This window comes from Paenibacillus sp. FSL M8-0212 (genome assembly GCF_038004645.1).
Lineage (GTDB): Bacteria > Bacillota > Bacilli > Paenibacillales > Paenibacillaceae > Paenibacillus.
Window position 1 is genome coordinate 5984008 of the sequence record NZ_JBBORP010000001.1, and the last position, 17061, is coordinate 6001068.

Annotated in this window: 14 protein-coding genes; 5 read left to right on the top strand and 9 right to left on the bottom strand. The window is 44.1% G+C overall.

What is annotated here, in order from left to right; genetic code table 11:
• Positions 1-135 precede the first annotated feature (135 nt).
• Positions 136-987 (top strand): AraC family transcriptional regulator, encoded by an 852-nt coding sequence (locus MKX68_RS26175; protein WP_339783867.1) that lies wholly within the window; start codon positions 136-138, stop codon positions 985-987.
• Positions 988-1084: 97 nt separating this feature from the next.
• Here the strand turns inward: MKX68_RS26175 and MKX68_RS26180 are convergent, their stop codons facing one another.
• The 5 genes from MKX68_RS26180 to MKX68_RS26200 form a co-directional block, all read right to left on the bottom strand.
• Positions 1085-2155 (bottom strand): phosphotransferase enzyme family protein, encoded by a 1071-nt coding sequence (locus MKX68_RS26180; protein WP_339783868.1) that lies wholly within the window; start codon positions 2153-2155, stop codon positions 1085-1087.
• A gap of 225 nt (positions 2156-2380) precedes the next feature.
• Positions 2381-3847 carry a glycoside hydrolase family 1 protein gene (locus tag MKX68_RS26185; protein WP_340914664.1) on the bottom strand — a complete coding sequence of 489 codons (1467 nt, stop codon included), beginning with the start codon at positions 3845-3847 and terminating at the stop codon, positions 2381-2383.
• A gap of 42 nt (positions 3848-3889) precedes the next feature.
• Positions 3890-5827: a beta-glucoside-specific PTS transporter subunit IIABC gene (locus MKX68_RS26190; protein ID WP_340914665.1), complete on the bottom strand. Its 1938-nt coding sequence runs from the start codon at positions 5825-5827 to the stop codon at positions 3890-3892.
• 158 nt (positions 5828-5985) lie between these two features.
• The gene (gene licT, locus MKX68_RS26195; protein ID WP_340914666.1) at positions 5986-6834 is read right to left on the bottom strand and encodes a BglG family transcription antiterminator LicT; all 849 of its coding nucleotides are present in this window, start codon (positions 6832-6834) and stop codon (positions 5986-5988) included.
• Between the two features lie 230 nt (positions 6835-7064).
• Positions 7065-7997 carry an ArsR/SmtB family transcription factor gene (locus MKX68_RS26200; protein WP_339783871.1) on the bottom strand — a complete coding sequence of 311 codons (933 nt, stop codon included), beginning with the start codon at positions 7995-7997 and terminating at the stop codon, positions 7065-7067.
• Positions 7998-8222: 225 nt separating this feature from the next.
• On the opposite strand from MKX68_RS26200, the gene arfA reads away from it, so the two are divergent.
• The gene (arfA, locus tag MKX68_RS26205; protein WP_340915513.1) at positions 8223-9716 is read left to right on the top strand and encodes an arabinosylfuranosidase ArfA; all 1494 of its coding nucleotides are present in this window, start codon (positions 8223-8225) and stop codon (positions 9714-9716) included.
• A gap of 626 nt (positions 9717-10342) precedes the next feature.
• Here arfA and MKX68_RS26210 read toward each other — a convergent pair.
• Positions 10343-10915 (bottom strand): hypothetical protein, encoded by a 573-nt coding sequence (locus MKX68_RS26210; RefSeq protein ID WP_339783872.1) that lies wholly within the window; start codon positions 10913-10915, stop codon positions 10343-10345.
• A gap of 184 nt (positions 10916-11099) precedes the next feature.
• Positions 11100-12014: a DsbA family oxidoreductase gene (locus MKX68_RS26215; RefSeq protein WP_340914667.1), complete on the bottom strand. Its 915-nt coding sequence runs from the start codon at positions 12012-12014 to the stop codon at positions 11100-11102.
• 134 nt (positions 12015-12148) lie between these two features.
• On the opposite strand from MKX68_RS26215, the gene MKX68_RS26220 reads away from it, so the two are divergent.
• A complete protein-coding gene (locus MKX68_RS26220) occupies positions 12149-12496 on the top strand; it encodes a winged helix-turn-helix transcriptional regulator (protein WP_340914668.1) in 348 nt (115 codons plus the stop codon).
• A 162-nt stretch (positions 12497-12658) separates the two neighbouring features.
• Here MKX68_RS26220 and MKX68_RS26225 read toward each other — a convergent pair whose 3' ends face one another.
• Together MKX68_RS26225 and MKX68_RS26230 are read right to left on the bottom strand one after the other, a co-directional pair.
• Positions 12659-13123 (bottom strand): NUDIX domain-containing protein, encoded by a 465-nt coding sequence (locus tag MKX68_RS26225; RefSeq protein WP_340914669.1) that lies wholly within the window; start codon positions 13121-13123, stop codon positions 12659-12661.
• Positions 13124-13234: 111 nt separating this feature from the next.
• Positions 13235-14119, bottom strand: a complete 885-nt coding sequence (locus MKX68_RS26230) for a LysR family transcriptional regulator (RefSeq protein WP_340914670.1) — start codon at positions 14117-14119, stop codon at positions 13235-13237.
• A 124-nt stretch (positions 14120-14243) separates the two neighbouring features.
• Between MKX68_RS26230 and MKX68_RS26235 the strand changes: the two genes are divergently transcribed.
• Positions 14244-15254, top strand: a complete 1011-nt coding sequence (locus MKX68_RS26235; RefSeq protein ID WP_340914671.1) for an alpha/beta fold hydrolase — start codon at positions 14244-14246, stop codon at positions 15252-15254.
• Positions 15255-15440: 186 nt separating this feature from the next.
• The gene (locus tag MKX68_RS26240) at positions 15441-17045 is read left to right on the top strand and encodes a hypothetical protein (RefSeq protein WP_340914672.1); all 1605 of its coding nucleotides are present in this window, start codon (positions 15441-15443) and stop codon (positions 17043-17045) included.
• Positions 17046-17061 lie beyond the last annotated feature (16 nt).

A 17061-nucleotide genomic window follows, 5' to 3' on the forward strand; every position in this document is an offset into this window, starting at 1 on the left:
AGTGGGCTGGAATCGGAATGTGTGATAGTTTTCAAAACATGTCATATCGTACGATAATTAACAAGAAGTAAAACCTTTGATATGATAGTTAAAAATAGAGGATGTCATAAAGTAGAGAGGAATGAGTTGGGTTAGATGCATGCAGGAACTATAAATATGAGTATAATCGACGAACTTTCGGAGTATATCACACTTCGCATGAGCTCTTATTTGGAACAAACGCACGACAGCAATTGGACGGAGCGCAAGTCTCATTCCGATTATGATCTGTGGTTCATTACAGCAGGCTCCGTGCAAATTACCATCAATGGAATCGAGCATATGGCAAACCCGGGTGATGTGGTGTTTTTTTATCCGGATATGCCCTATATGGCTTCCACGACCGGAGAGTTTTGCCGATTCGTTTACATGCACTTTGATTTCAGCATCGCTGAGCAGAAGCGGATTCTCAGCGAGTTTCAACTCCCGGGCATCGTACCTGGCAATCTGATTCAAGAGGAATCAACGCTGTTCACTTCGTCCTATCGAAGATTCAAGCAGAGTAGCGGTACTTCCGCCAGTCCACTCTACTTGAAAGCCTCTCTGCTTCTCGTCATCGCCAAAATTTTGGAATTACATGGGCAAGGGCTGTATCATGGTGAGTTTCTGAAAGACCGAAAACCGAGGAAAATTGAAGGAAGTCTGGAGGTTCTGCAAAATGTCTTCCCATACGTGGATGCGAATCTGCATCGTGCCATCCGAGTTAACGAGCTTGCAGACATTGCTGGCGTCTCTGAGAAATATTTTATTTCTTTGTTCAAAAAAATTCTCGGTATAACACCTGGGCAGTATATCAATCAGATCAAAATGAACCGGGCCAGAGACTATCTGTACGAGAAAAAATATACGATCCAGCAAATTGCCGGATTTCTGGGTTATCCCGACCCCTTCACGTTCTCCAAAGCATTCAAAAAATTTTACAACGTACCTCCTTCCAAATTTGAATAACATGCCGCAGACAAACAAAGAGGCAACCGGTCGATCCGGCTGCCTCCCTACTTGATGAATCTTGGTTATTCAGGGTTTAGTTTACGTACAGGTCCCTTCAGCGTCCCTCATACTCAAAAGGAGCTTCAGTGGAATACATCTCATGGAAAAATCCCTTATATGGTATATCCTCTTCCAGACATTTAATGAGATACAACAGTGCTTCGTCAGCTTCCGGTTCTTCGCCAGCACGCTGCATTTCCTCAAATTGACCTAGAATATTCTCCAAGAGAGTAACTTGAATAAATAAAGGCAGCTTCTCCAACATCGAATCTTCGATCTTGGTCTCGGAAGTATATCCAGCGAGGGCATTTTGAAAATAGTCATCCATGAACTGTCTGCGTTTATCCGCATCCGGCTCAAATTGAACCCAGCCGACTCCGTGTGTCCATAGATCGGCCAGATCATACATATACCAACCAAAGCATGAATTATCAAAATCATACACGGTGATCTGACCGGTATCAAAATCGATCGAGTAATTCCCATCGTTATAATCAAAATGGATCATGCCAAATGTCTCTTGGTTTGTATCCAAACCTTGTAAGGTATTCAGGAGCTCGACCATCTTCTCCTTAAGCAGAGGGAATGATTCAGGTACCAGGTTATCGATATATTCACCGCTGTAATTGTCAATCAAATGATGCCGGCGATGGACGGGAGTGTACCCTTTCGATAGCTGATGCATTTTCCCCAGAACTTTACCGCTATTATAATAGTATTCGGTAAGTGGGACCCCTTCACGATACTGGTAATGGTTCTCTACCAGCAACTTTCCCTTGGCCTTCACAAACATACAGACAAAGAATGTATGCTCATCATAAGTGATCTCTTCTAACAAAAAGCCCTTTTTCGAGCTAACTACATTCGAGACACTTGCACCGTTCTCAAATAAATACCGGACATACTCCAGTTCGGCAATGTAATCTTCCCGCTTTCGGTCAGGCAAAAAAGATACTCGGAGAATTAGAGATTCGCACCCCTCTTGCTCACAGGTGTAAACGACATTCCGTCCACCCTCATGAGGCGGAATAAGCTGAATGTTGTAACCCTCCAGATGAAACAGCTCGGATACCAGCGACAGTACATGTGTATTGCTAATGTTAACAGCCTCGTTAAAGTTAATCATGATCTCCTCCAGTAAACATTGTCGGGACGGTTTCCCGCACTGCAATGTCCACAAAAGGAATCCCTGTAACGCAAATATCCTTTTGTGAACCTAAAGCACAATCACCTTGTTAGACATTGAATTCACTCCTCTTGTTTTAATAAAACAATTTTACATAATTATCCCTTATTTGACTAGTGCAAAATAAATACCGCCCATATGGGCGGCATGTAAAATTTTTTATAATTACAGTGTTTCTCCGTTCGATTCAATAACTTGTTTGTACCAGTGGAAGGAGTCTTTGCGAGTTCTTTCAAGCGAACCATTGCCGGCATTGTCTTGATCTACATAAATGAAACCATAACGTTTGCCCATTTCAGAAGTCGAGCAGCTAATGATATCGATAGGTCCCCAGCTAGTGAAACCCATCAATTCAACGCCGTCAGCGACAGCTTCTTTCATCTGTTCAATGTGGCTGCGCAAGTAATTGATGCGATAAGGGTCATGGACTGCCCCGTCCTCTTCCGGTGTGTCGATAGCACCCAGCCCGTTCTCAACGATGAAGAGCGGCATCCGGTAACGGTCATACAATCGGTTCAGCGCGACGCGAAGACCAATCGGATCGATAGGCCATCCCCATTCGGTAGCTTTCAGATGAGGGTTTTTAATCTGACTTACCAGCATACCAGAGTTGCTGTTGTCATTCGGGTCATATTTTCCGATATACGTCATGTAATAACTGAAAGCAATAAAGTCCACGGTATTATCCCGGATAATGGCATCGTCGTCAGGAGCTTTAACCAGTTTAATGCCGTTTTCCTCAAAATATCTTTGCATATAGGATGGGTATTCGCCCCGTGCCTGTACCTCTGGGTAGAACAGGTTCATCTGATCTTCCTTCATCGTCTGTAACACATCTTCCGGTTTACTAGAAGCAGCATACGTTTCCAGACGGCAGATCATACAGCCAATCTGAGCATTGGGCATCTTCTCTTTACCACTTTTGACAGCCAGTGAGCTTGCAACAAATTGATGATGAGTTGCCTGATAGGCTACCTGCTCTGGTGTGCCCTTAATTTTATCTTCCAGAATGCCGCCGCCAGTATACAGACTTGTCAGCATCATATTCATTTCATTAAAGGTAATCCAGTATTTCACTTTGTCTTTGTAACGGTCAAACAGCGTATTGGCAAATTTCAGATACAGATCGATCATCTCGCGGCTTTCCCAGCCGTTGTACTTGCGGGTTAACTCTACGGGCATCTCGTAGTGAGAGATCGTTACGAGCGGCTCAATGCCGTATTTCAAGAGTTCGTCAAGCACGTTATCATAGAAGGCAAGACCAGCTTCATTGGGAACGGCTTCTTCTCCTGTAGGGAAGATCCGTGTCCAGGCGATCGAAAGACGAAACACTTTGAAGCCCATCTCCGCAAACAAGGCAATGTCTTCTTTGTAGCGGTGGTAGAAATCCACGCCGTTCCGTTTCGGGAAATATACGTTGGTGTTACCGCTCAGATATTCTTCTAATTGAACAGAATCCACGTCGAAGGTGAAATCCTTGCCATTGCGCTCCTCATGAGGAACGAATGGAGCCATGTCTGAGGTTGAGAGTCCTTTGCCGTCTGCGTCATATGCACCTTCCAGCTGATTGGCAGCGGTAGCTCCGCCCCATAAAAATCCTTTAGGAAATGAGTGTTTAATTGTTTTTGTCATGTTGTTTCTCTCCTTTTTTTGTATATGGTATTCATGAAGCTGTTAACGAACGGTGAGGAGAAGCAATTCATTCATTGGAATCACCCCCTTCACCTGAACAGGTACTACATCGAGGTAATCCGGCGTATTGGTTACGATGACTGGTGTCACAAGGTCAATACCCGCACCCTGAATGCCATCCCTATCAAATTCCAGAAGTAAATCACCCTTCTTCACTTCTTGTCCGGCAACAACCTTCACGTCAAAAAATTTCCCCTTGAGCGATACACTGTTTAGTCCAACATGAATGAGAATGTCAATTCCACTAGATGAGGTCAGCATAATCGCATGTTTACTTTTGGCAACCAACGTGACGGTTCCGTCAAAAGGAGCTGTAACACGTCCATCCTGCGGACGAATTGCAATACCTTTCCCGGTCATTTCCTCAGCAAACGTTTGATCCGGAAGCTCTGAGAGCGGCACCAATTCACCAGTGAGCGGGCTGAACACCTCCCCCTTCTTTTCCTCGATGGAATGTACTGTGACAGGTGTCACCGTTTCTTGCGAAAAGGTAGTAGTTGTATTCAGTTCCTGTTCGGTTAATGTTTGTGCTGAGTCGGACATGGCGGAATTGCGTGTATTTGGCTCTTCCCACTTGAGCAGCAAAGTCACTACGAAAGAAACACTAAAGCTGATGCCAATTCCGATTAATGCATACCAGAAATTAGACATGCCACCATCCGGGCCAATATACAACGGAAGTGAAAGCAATCCTGGTACAGCAAAACCGAAGCATTTCAGACCCACTGCGGTAATAAAGCCACCCCCTGCTGCCCCACCAATGAGTGAAGCGTAAAACGGTTTTTTCAGCTTCAAGGTGACACCATACAGTGCGGGTTCAGTAATACCAAGCAAGGCGGATATGCCACTGGATAAAGCAATGGATTTCATTTTTTTATCTTTGGTCTTGAGGAAAACAGCCGTGACTGCACCAGCCTGACTCATATTGGTTATCAGGTTGATCGGTAGCAAAAGCACGTCATATCCGAGTTTGCTCAGATTCTGCAATGTGCCTGGGAAGAACGCATAATGCATACCCGTCATAACAATCAGAGGCATGAGGCCGCCGAGAATAATGCCGGTTAACGGACCCGAATGGGCAAAGAGCCAGGAAGTACCCATTTCCAGATAGATGCCCATGTAAGTCCCTAAGGGGCCAATCGCAATTAATAGAATCGGCACCGTGATGACGAGCACAATCATCGAGGTAAAGATGACTTTGACAGGACCGGGAATAAAACGATCAACCCAACGATGTACATAACTCAGAAGCCACACACCCAGAATAATGGGAATAACGGACTGAGTATAATTCACAATCGACACGGGCAGGGAGAGAAAACGAATCGGCTCAAGCTGGTTTGCCAGATACGCATTCAGAATCATTGGGTACAATAAAGTACCTGCAAGCGTCAGGGCGATATATTCATTCACTTTGAACTTGCGGGCAGATGATAGAGCCAGAAGGAATGGTAAGAAATAAAAGGCCGCATTTGCTATGGAAAACAGAACTTGATACTCACCGCTTTTCTCCTGCATCGCGCCAAGTGTAACGAGCAGTGCCAGAATCCCCTTTAACATCCCGGTACCTACGATGGCAGGCAGAATCGGAGTGAAAATGCCGGAGATTGTATCCAAAACAGCATTAATCCCTTTAGAGCGCGGCGCGTCTGTTTCAGGCTTTGATATGCCACTATGCTTCATCTGATCCTCGATCTGCTCATATACGGCTGCAACCTGGTTACCAATGACCACTTGAAACTGATCGTTCTGAAACTGTGCACCGAGCACGCCATCGAGTGCTTTGATCTGTTCCAATTGAACTTTGTTTTGCTCTCGAACATTGAAGCGAAGTCGTGTGATACAATGCCAAGCTTGCGTAATATTTTCCTGTCCGCCCGTTAATCGAATAATTTCCTTGGACAACTCCCGGTGATTCATGATGCTTCCTCCTTTTTTGGCGAAAAAAAAACCAAATGTAATACCGGCCCGCCGCAGATGCGGAGTCGGAAACATTTGGTGGTGCCTGATCGAATCAGTAACACTCCATATTCAATTCATATTGATGATGGTATAACTTCAAACAGGTTGTATTGAGATTAATCCATATCGGTACGGGATGTCACCCTCTCGATGTGTATCATGAGATATACCATCTCATCGGGAGTAATCACGAATCCGCGTTGCCTCTCCATCGCCTCCTTTATTTTGAGTGCGCATTGGAAGCTGATAGAATATCGCTCCGACAATACATCATATAGAAATTGCTGATCTTTAAAAGAGAGCACTTCCCGGTTCAACTGACGAACAATGAAGTATCTCAGATGGGTGATGAACCTGGAAAAATCAGCAGATTCCTGATTCAGTACCATTCCGAAATGTTCCGTCATGATCCCTATAATGTCGTTAATCATCTGTGTAATTTTAATTGTTTGGTTCATACTGCCCGAGTCGAATTGTGAGTTCACGAAATGAAGGGCAATAGAGCTTGATTCACCAGATGGCAGTGAGACTAGAAAAGCTTCATTGATTTTTTGAACTGCCCATTCTCCGGCACGGTATTCGGCAGGATATAGATGGCGAATGTCCCAGTGAAGCGGATTTTGCACATCCACACCTTTTTTGAAACGATCCAGCGCAAAATGAATATGGTCTGCAAGTGTTAACAGGATCGAGTCATTCAGCTTTTTTCCAATCAACGTCTTGCCTTCTTCAATAATCTGATCCGTAATGTCGATAACTTGCAGAGGGATATCGCTGAGAAATTGCTCGACTCGCTGATATTTGTCATTCGAGCCGATTCTGAACATTTTCTGGATCTGGCTCTGCTCAATCGGCTGTCCTTTCACTTTTTTGAAGCCAACACCCGTTCCGATGACAATGACTTCGCAACCTTCCGTGTCTTCCGCCAGGGCGATGTTATTGTTTAACGATTTTTTGAACCTCATGATGTTCTCACCCCCAATATACAAAAAGCACCACCATGATCCAGAACACAAGTCAAACAAACTTGTGAAATCCAGATTGTGGTGGTGCCTGATCGAATCAGTGACACTCCTTATTTAGCTGTATTCTATACCAGCCATGTAATCGTTGTCAATACCATTACTCTGGAATTGTTATGCACTTCGTTCATATGGAGATTGCCTCTATATAAACTAACATGAAATCGCATATCCTATTCATCCGAAGTTTTGTTTTCCTCAGCATTATAATAGTATCGAATCAGGATATCCTGATCATAGTTGCCAAAACCTTTGCCAAACAGGGTAAGCCCCCCTCGGCCAGCTACTCCCTCTTCCGGCTTCAATCCAAACGTCCAATAGGTGGATGAGTCCAGTTGTAGATCATGAATACACACATCCGAGATGCGCTGGCCATCCATAAACGTCCCTTCTCCGTTAATGCGCAGCACCTTCAGTACACCATACTGGTTGACGTCCAATTTCCACCATAGCGGTGTATGCTTGCCTTTCCGATCCCCAAAGTCCCCTGGGCTTGTCCATGTTCCCAAGTGGTTGCCATTAAGTGAAAAGCGAATGTCGGAAGGCCAGTTTTCATTGACTTGGGGTGCTTCCGAACTGAGTTCGAGTGAAATTTCAATTTCCTGGAGATGCTGTTCTGTATTGAGATAATTGGGAATCTTATATTCAAGAAAACCTCGTGCCATCCAAAGGATACCTGCATTGACCCGATCCGGATCCATAAAGCAGGCCGGTGTGTCATATTGTCCAATCATTTGTGTTGTTGTGGCAATGCCACAGGTGGGCCAAGCTTCGTAATCCGTATACTGACCAACCGGAATAGAGACTTCATGGTAAGGAGCATCTACTGGTTCAGGAGAAAGATTGACAGTCATAAATTCTTGCAGAATAAAACAGTATTTATATGTTCCACCATTCTCACGCTTCATACGGCTGCCTACGATGCCCGCTTTCTGTAATTTGCTCACATGTGTACTAACGATGGCTTTGCTCAGATACAGCTCTTTGGCAAGCGCATTAATATGCATCTCCCTGTTTTGCAATAATAAACGAACGATATTTAAACGGGCCTCGCTGGCGAGCGCCTCATATATGATCAAGGATGAGGCATCCGTGCCAAGCATCATGACCTTCACTTCCTTATCTCTATAGAATTCAATATATTACCGATTTAGGATTCGTTTTTTAGCGAACCCTTCGAAATGAACTTGCTCAACATAATAGCATTATGATACATATTAGATAACAAATCAATGAGTTGATTTTGCTTTTATGCGAACTCAGCGTGAAATAAATTTTCTTACACACCTAAAATTAATTCTATGGAGGTTTTCTCATTGCTTACATCCAAAATGCTTATTGATAAAGATTTTCAGATTGCTGAAGTTGATCCACGTGTCTATGGTTCATTTATAGAACATCTTGGACGCGCAGTATATGGCGGTATTTATGATCCAGGTCATCCCACGGCGGATGCTCAAGGTTTCCGTCAGGACGCCATTGAAGCGATCAAGGCTTTGAACGTGCCCATCGTTCGTTATCCGGGCGGTAATTTCGTATCCGGTTACAATTGGGAGGACGGCGTTGGTCCGGTAGCGGAGCGTAAACGCAGACTTGAACTGGCATGGTGGACGATTGAAACGAATGCGGTAGGAACAAATGAATTTGCAGATTGGGCCAAACTGGTTGGAACCGAAGTGATGATGGCTGTAAATCTGGGTACTCGGGGCATTGATGCGGCCAGAAACCTGGTCGAATACTGCAACCACCCATCTGGCACATACTGGAGTGATCTGCGTATCTCTCATGGTTACAAGGACCCGCATAAATTCAAAACGTGGTGTCTTGGTAACGAAATGGACGGACCATGGCAGATTGGTGCGATGACCGCACATGAGTATGGACGTATTGCTAATGAGACCGCTAAAGCGATGAAATGGGTAGACCCTGAGATCGAGCTTGTGGCCTGCGGCAGTTCCAGCCGTGACATGAGTACATTTGCAGATTGGGAAGCAACCGTACTGGATCTCACCTATGAAAATGTGGACTACTTGTCCCTGCATCAGTATTACAATAATAACAAAGACAACACGTATGACTTCCTGGCGACATCGCTGGATCTGGATCAATTTATTGATAGTGTGGCTTCGATCTGTGATTTTGTACAAGCCAAAAAACGCAGCAAGAAAAAATTGATGCTGTCTCTGGATGAATGGAATGTCTGGAAATCCATTGGCACAAGCCGTATGGAAGAACGGTGGCAGATTGCTCCTCCTGAATTTGAAGATGTATACACACATGAAGATGCACTAGCCGTGGGCTGTTACCTGATTACCATACTCAAGCACGCCGATCGTGTAAAAATGGCTTGTCTTGCTCAGTTGATTAACACCATTGCACCAATCATGACAGAAAATAACGGAGCGATCTGGTTCCAGACGACGTATTTCCCGTTCATGCATGCATCCAACTTCGGTCGTGGTACGGTGTTGCGATCCATCACAACTTCACCTAAATATGATTCCAAAGACTTTACAGATGTGCCTTATCTCGAAGCGATCAGTGTGCATGATGAAGAGAACGGCACGATCACAATCTTTGCGGTGAACAGACATCTGGATGAGCAGTTGGAACTTAACGTAGACCTGCGTTCCTTCGGAGAAACCACATTTGTGGAACATATCGTACTAGAGAATAACGATCTGAAAGCAACCAATACGAAAGAAAACCCACGCAATGTCATTCCGCACAACGGCGGGCACACAACCGTGGATCAAGGTAAAGTGCAAGCTGTACTGAACAAAGCGTCGTGGAACGTCATTCGCCTCAAAACCAAACAGGCATAATAAATAATAAGAGCGGGATAGAATTTTCTCCTACTCTGCAACATCAGCATTGTTTTTCGCACCGCGTGCAGCTTCCAGCGCGCGGTGCTTTTTGCTGTATGAGGGTAGTCCGCCGAACTACACAATTCCAAAGTTAGATGTTAGACGCGTATTTGAAACCTCATTTTTATTCCTCGCAACGAACGAATTTAACAAACAGAGGGAGTCTTATTTAACCCGATTCGGGCGAATTTTAATTCTAACGAACACAGGAGAAGTTATACTGCAGAATCAGCCCCTTTTTCACACTATATCTTACATTTTGCAGCGAATAGGGTTTGTCATGTTCGTTAGAATTTTAATGTCTTGATATTTAGCCGAATAAGGTTTCTGAGGTTCGTTAGCACTGAGCAAGCATGCTAAATCGAGCTGGTTCGCTCCTCATATACAGCACAAGCAAATAAGCCACCCTCCGTTTGGCGTACGGAGAGCAGCTTGCAGTGAAGCATCTAGCGGAGAAGATAAGGAACAGAACAGAACAAAACAGATCAGATCAGAAAAAGATCAAATCACCCAACATACTAGCAATGCTTCCTTCCCAAATGCAACGAAGGTTGTGTTCTATTTCACGATTTTCATTTCAAGTATTATCCTTGTTGTGCTTCCTCTTCCCCTTCGGTTTCAGCCTGAGCTGCTTGGCTCGCTGGAGTCATCAGCCCTTGAACTGCCCCCATAAATGGCTGAATCTGCTTAATCATGCCATACCCCATTTTGACCACAGGTGTAAACCGCTGGATCATGCCAAACAAACGCATACCACCGCCTAACATACCTCCAATCGAGCCTGCACCGCCAAAGCCACCTAACAATGAACCTAGCATAGGCATGAAAGATGATACCTGGGCTTGCCTAGACGTTGAGCGAGACATCGACCGGGATCGTACTTGCGACTTACGTGTGCTGTTCACCCGTTTACGGTTTCGAGCGGATGCTGTTTTTCTCGTAGCCCCTGCTTTCGGTTTGGTTTTGCGAGCACTGCCTTCAGATGAGGGTGCTGTGATTGCGGCCTGAGTAAGCTTTCCGCCCCCGGTAAGCACTACGCCTTCGCTGTTAACGCCAGAGATGTACCCGACGTACGTCTCGCCATTATGAAGAGTCACGCAGACTGGGCGATCCTTAAGCCGTTTCACCCGGACGTGTATTTCATTGGTTTTAGCCATGGAATTCACCTCCACTTGACTTGATCTACTTCAGTCTACGCAATGGGTGGACGACTTGCCTGTGCGAATAACACATCCGTGTCGCCTGCGAATATTTAAAATCCCACCGGATCGAGGCTCATATCAATATTGATAATAATCCTTCGGTAAAAATGTGCTAATTCGATTTCTTGTTTTTCCTGTCTCAGATATGCTCGATATACATCTCATTCAAGATATGACCCATACGATATGTGTGCTCTGCCAATTCAGATTTCACATATGATTCAATATCAGTCTTTTCGATATTGTACAAGACCTCCATTTCTTTAGAAAAAAGAAGGTGTCCCTCATTGATTTTCTGCTCCAACGAGGTTATCTGTTTGGGTTTCAGATCACCACCGAGCACCTGCTGAAGTGCTTGCACATATGTTTCAAGAGAACGGGCTCCGACAATTTTCATACCCTGGTTCTCTTCATTCACAATGATAATTGATGGGAAACCTCTAACTCCCAAACTAGCGACACTCTCAAAGTCTTCCTCTAATAACTCTTGTGCAGATTGCTCTGCAGCCGCCTCAACCACTTCTTTTCCATTCAAACCCAGTTGATTGACGATATCCGTCAGCACATCATCTTCTCCAATATTTCGATTAAATACAAACACGGCTTCACGCGCACGTCTTAAGAAGTCCTGCTCTTTCCCAGGATGTGTACTCTGAATGACCTTAAATACGCGAGATGGCGGATAGGAAGAAAGTATTGGATTATCGTGCCATAAGGAACCGTTGATGGGCATGCGTGAATGTTCACCCACTTCCTTCCAATGCTCTGCAACGTCCGAAGGTTTCTGAATCCCGTTAGCGCCATCCGAGAAACCATTCCAGTTAGCCAATAGCCCACCCATTTTGATTTGCAGCGTAAAATAATGACCGTATTCCTCAATAAACCGATGAAGCACAGGCTCAAGCGCCCAGCAGTGAGAGCAGATCGGATCTGTTGCGTAATAAAGAGTTATCCTTTTCTCAACGTGATTCAGATTGATTTCTTGCATAGCCTCTTCCTCGCTAACACCACATACTCCTGTTTCCAGATCACACATCATAGATTCGTTACTCACGTGTATCCCGCCTTTATCTTGTCTTATGAATTGATTTTCTTGTGTTAGTTTGATTATAATGTCTACAATCTTCTGAACAAGTACGATTCTTTTTCTGACTTAGTATCAAAAAGTATACTATTGGAGGGTATCAAGTGAAATACGAGTTTAATTTTGATCAGTTATGTCCTGCGACTTATGCATTTCAGGTCATTGGAGGCAAGTGGAATCTTCCGATCCTGGCAATCCTCAGTGAAAATGACTGTATACGTTACAATGAATTAAAAAGAAGACTGCCTGGCATTACCGGAACGATGTTAACGAACTGTTTGAAGGATTTGATTCATTACGGCATCGTGCATCGGGAGCAATATAACGAGGTGCCACCGAGAGTGGAGTATTCACTCACAGAATCAGGCAAGGAATTGGTTCCTTTAATTGAATCCATGGTAATATGGGGTCAGAAAAATATGACAGCAGGCGTGAAGCAACAAGAACTATAACTCTTGGCCTAGTGTAACCCCTTATCATAGATGTTCATTTTTGAATCGCTCTGTACACTTTGTTCAACGACAAAAAGGCTATTTCACTGGATCATCATGTCCTTTGAAATAGCCTTTCCTTTATAAATACAAGACGGCCGCTTGTTTACGACGTGTACACATCTAACTATTCAGGTCGTCATCTTCCTCATTTCCTAAATACATAACCGTTTTTTCTCCCTCAACCAATCTAATGATCTGCTTTCGTAATTTTGAAGGAAATAAAGGTAGTTCGTTTATATTTTTAATTTCGAGCCATTCATATTCTACTTGGTTTTCGTCACTTGGCAGAATAGAACTATCTTGGTCCTTCAAACCTATGTACTCGCATAAAAAAACAAAATCTACACGATGAAGAGCCTCACCGTATACACCTTCAATGACAAATTCCAGTGATAATGGTTCTACATCTATTCCGATTTCTTCCGCAACTTCACGCTTCACAGCATCCGTCAGGGTTTCACCTGCATTCTGGCTCCCACCAGGCAGAATGTAGATGACTTCATCATTATCATCCTGCTTCATTGCAAGCATTCTCCCGTCTTTAATGATCAATGCTTTTGCAGAATTTCTAATCTTTCTCTCCATTGCTAATCCCCCATATATATCTGTATCATGTTGTTGAAGGTTGATTCCATTTAACCTCACGATCTCCATGAATAATATTTTAACACATACATCTAAACAAATTCTGAACAATCAAATCAACTCACTCTTGGCGACCTCCATGAAAGCAGCCATAGACGGAGAGATCCATTTTTCCCGATGCCAGAGCATTTGCGCTGAAAAGGATACATCTGATAAATCCCACGGCAGTGCAACCACTTCCCCTTCGCTCAACTCTTTCTTCAAAGCCATTTCAGGTAATAAAGCGATCCCTAGACCAGCCACAACACATTGTTTAATGGCTTCTACACTATGAAACTCCAGCTCTGTGAGAGCATCTGCACCTTTCTTTGTTATGGATTGGTCAAAATGGGTGCGATACGAACAGTTCTTTTCGGTCAGCAAAAAATGCTGTTTGTGGAAGTCATCGATAACTAACGCGGAACGCGATGCTAACATATGATCGGGAGAAACCACCATTTGAAAGGTCTCCTCCTTTAAAAACTCTGACTGTAGGTCTTTGGAATTCATAGGCTCATCCAATACAAAAACGACATCGGCATGCCCTTCTCTCAGACTTGATTTAAGCTCTTGCCCAGACAAGGGGCGGAACAATAACCGCACACCAGGATAGTCCGCTCGGAAGCGTTTGAACAAGGCTGGAAGAAGATATGCACACAGCACTTCGTCTGCTCCGATCACAACCGTTCCCGCCAATTCTCCGTGCTGACTGGATATGCACTTTGCTTCCTCTACATCGTTTAATATCTTAGTGGCGTAAGGCAGAAACTGTTGGCCAGCATCCGTTAACACAACCTTTTTGCCTAATCGATCCAGCAATTTCAGACCAAGCTCTTCTTCCAGAGATTTGATCTGCATGGTTATGGTAGACGGTACATAGCTCAACAATTCAGCAGTTTGACTAAAGCTGCAAGTCGATGCAAGTGTCCAAAAGGTTTTTAGCTGGCGTATTTCCATGAGTCAGGCAACTCCTAAGTTCAAAATAAATGAATGATATGTTCGATAACGTTTCGTTGAATTGATAATAGACGTATTGTAGAGTGAAATCAAGTTATTACTATTTTATAAGGAGAATCAATCTATGAACGATTATGAAACATATAACCTTGGAGATACATTACTTCAATCGGGACAACAGCTCCCTCAAGCCTTTATCGCTTACAAGACCTATGGAAACTTAAATGCGGCAAAGGACAATGTTATTGTTGTCCCAACATGGTTTGCTGGAATTCACACAGATAATGAATGGTTAATTGGAACGGACAAAGCACTGGACCCCAGTCGTTATTTTATCGTTGTGCCCAATATGTTAGGTAACGGTTTATCTTCCTCTCCAAGTAATTCCCCTGCCCCATACGATAAGGACAACTTTCCCCTCATCTCCATGTATGACAATGTGCGCGCCCAACATCAACTCATCACTCAAAAATTTGGTATCTCCAAAATCAAACTTGTTGTGGGCTGGTCTCTGGGAGCCATGCAGGTTTATCAATGGGGAACCAGTTATCCTGAGATGGTCGAGCGTATTGCCCCCTTTGGCGGGACGGCAAAGAGCAGACCCCATACACAGTTGGTATTCGAAGCAATGATCGCGGCGTTACAGGCAGATTCGAATTATAAAAATGGTAGATATGAGCGCCCTCCGGTTGCCGGTCTCGCAGCGATGGGAAGAGCTTATGCTCCATGGGGGTTCTCGCAGGCGTACTATTTGGAGAAATTGTATCAATCTGAGGGTTACGACTCCTTGAAATCTTATGTAGAAGATTACTGGGATCAGGTATTTCTTCCCTTCGATGCTAACGACTTGATTACCATGTTGCGTACAGGAATCTATGGAGACATAAGCGATAATCCCATAGATGACGGCAACTTCGAACAGGCGTTAAGCAAGATCACTTCTCCAGCACTCGTAATGCCAGGATCAAGTGACTTGTTTTTCACGCCTGAAGATAGTGCGTATGATGCTAAGCATATGCCAAACGCGGTGTATCAACCTATAGAGTCCAAGTGGGGACACTGCTTTGGAATCGGAGCAAATGAAGAGGATTCACTCGTTATCGATCGTCATCTAAAGCAATTTTTGGAGTCATGAGTAAAAAAAGAAGGCGCACAAAGTAAAAAAAGTGCACAAAGCTCATTATTCTTTTCTCCGCTACAACTCAAAAGTAAAAAAAGATACCGGTTCTCGTCAATAACCTTTATATCACGTTCCCCCTTTCTCGTTTAGAATATTTTCAAGTAAGCGTTATTGAAATATGACTGATAAGGGGGAAAAGAAATGAACAAGAAAACGAAAGCCTTAGTCTTGTCTGTGTGCATGTCAACCTTATTACTCGCAGCCTGTAGCAATGGAAGCGGTGCTGATAAAGGTTCAACAACGGACACGGATTCCAACGAGGCTGGAACGACAACCATTCACACCGTAACATCAGAATACACTTCTGCAAAATATCCAAAGGGCGACGATATCACCAACAATGTATGGATTAAGCGATACAAAGAGAAGTTTAATATCAACGTCAAAACAGACTGGGTTAGCGATGAGTACGATACAAAACTCAATTTGGCTATCGCATCGAACGATCTTCCTGACGTATTCAGAGTTAATCCATCACAACTGAGACAGTTAGTCGAAGCAGATATGGTCATGGACCTTTCCGAGGTCTTTGATCAATACGCTTCAGATCGTCTCAAAGGTTACATGGAAGCAGATGCAGACAGTTACGAATCTGGAAAGAAGGACGGTAAGCTGTACGGGATACCACAGATGCACTGGGGATTAATTGAACAACCAGACTTCATCTGGATTCGGAACGACTGGAAAGAAGAATTGGGAGTCCAAGATCCGAAATCTGTGGAAGACATCAAAAATATCGCACTAAAATTCATGGAAAAGCACGGTGGTTATGGTATAGCGGTAGACCAATCGTTGGATTACCTCAACCTGCTCGCCATTGCATGGAATGCGCATCCGGATATGTGGATGGAGGATAGCACTGGAAAACTCGTGTACGGCTCCGTGCAGCCTGAGATGAAGAATGCGCTGGCTGAGTGGTCAGAATGGTACAAGCGAGGCATCATTGATCCGGAATTTGCAATCAAAGACTTTAATGCGATGAACGCGGATATCGTAGCCGGCAAAGTGGGAATGCAGCCTTACTACCAGTGGTGGGGTTATAATCCGGGTGTCGATACGGTATCCAATCTGGGTAAGGACGCCATCTTCTATCCATATATCATCCCTACCGTTGATGGAAAAGAAGCCAAACAATCCATTTTCTTCGCCAACAACAATTATATCGTTATGAAAAAGGGATTTAAAAGCCCTGAAGAAGTAATCAAAATTTTGAACGACTATGCTTATATTGTGGATGAAGGCAATGGCAAGGAATCCACAGAAACGTTATCCGCCTTACTGGACAACGATATTGCCCATGTTGTTGGAGCGTTCCGTGTACTTAATCCGAATTCCGATTACGAGCAATTTGAGGCGGTCTCCGCTGCCCTTCAATCCAAGGATACCAGTGGACTCACGACTTCGGGTATGTGGCAAAAATATAACAACAGTGTTGAATTCATGGAGAATGCAACTCCAGGAGCAGTTGGTGATTATTTACAACAAGGGGCTCCAAAGAATGCGTATGGTCTTGCCAAGAAAGTACTGGACAGCGAGAACTATACAAAGACGGCCTTATGGGGTGTTACGCCAGAAGTACTTTCAAGCTACGGCACAACCTTGGATGATATCCTGACCGAAGGTTTCACCAAGATCATTATGGGTAGCGAAAGTATCGATTATTTCGATGTTATTGTCCAGAATTGGCGTGCAGCCGGGGGCGATAACGCAACCCAGGCAGTTAATGAAGCCTACGGGAAGAAATAATTTCGTTTATCACAAA

Bases quoted from the DNA above. Each gene is read 5' to 3' on its own strand.
- MKX68_RS26230 (WP_340914670.1), bottom strand. From the start codon at position 14,119: ATGGAAATACGCCAGCTAAAAACCTTTTGGACACTTGCATCGACTTGC.
- MKX68_RS26200 (WP_339783871.1), bottom strand. From the start codon at position 7,997: ATGATGCTTGGCACGGATGCCTCATCCTTGATCATATATGAGGCGCTC.
- MKX68_RS26210 (WP_339783872.1), bottom strand. From the start codon at position 10,915: ATGGCTAAAACCAATGAAATACACGTCCGGGTGAAACGGCTTAAGGAT.
- MKX68_RS26235 (WP_340914671.1), top strand. From the start codon at position 14,244: ATGAACGATTATGAAACATATAACCTTGGAGATACATTACTTCAATCG.
- MKX68_RS26185 (WP_340914664.1), bottom strand. From the start codon at position 3,847: ATGACAAAAACAATTAAACACTCATTTCCTAAAGGATTTTTATGGGGC.
- MKX68_RS26180 (WP_339783868.1), bottom strand. From the start codon at position 2,155: ATGATTAACTTTAACGAGGCTGTTAACATTAGCAATACACATGTACTG.
- MKX68_RS26225 (WP_340914669.1), bottom strand. From the start codon at position 13,123: ATGGAGAGAAAGATTAGAAATTCTGCAAAAGCATTGATCATTAAAGAC.
- MKX68_RS26240 (WP_340914672.1), top strand. From the start codon at position 15,441: ATGAACAAGAAAACGAAAGCCTTAGTCTTGTCTGTGTGCATGTCAACC.
- MKX68_RS26190 (WP_340914665.1), bottom strand. From the start codon at position 5,827: ATGAATCACCGGGAGTTGTCCAAGGAAATTATTCGATTAACGGGCGGA.
- arfA (WP_340915513.1), top strand. From the start codon at position 8,223: ATGCTTATTGATAAAGATTTTCAGATTGCTGAAGTTGATCCACGTGTC.
- MKX68_RS26175 (WP_339783867.1), top strand. From the start codon at position 136: ATGCATGCAGGAACTATAAATATGAGTATAATCGACGAACTTTCGGAG.
- licT (WP_340914666.1), bottom strand. From the start codon at position 6,834: ATGAGGTTCAAAAAATCGTTAAACAATAACATCGCCCTGGCGGAAGAC.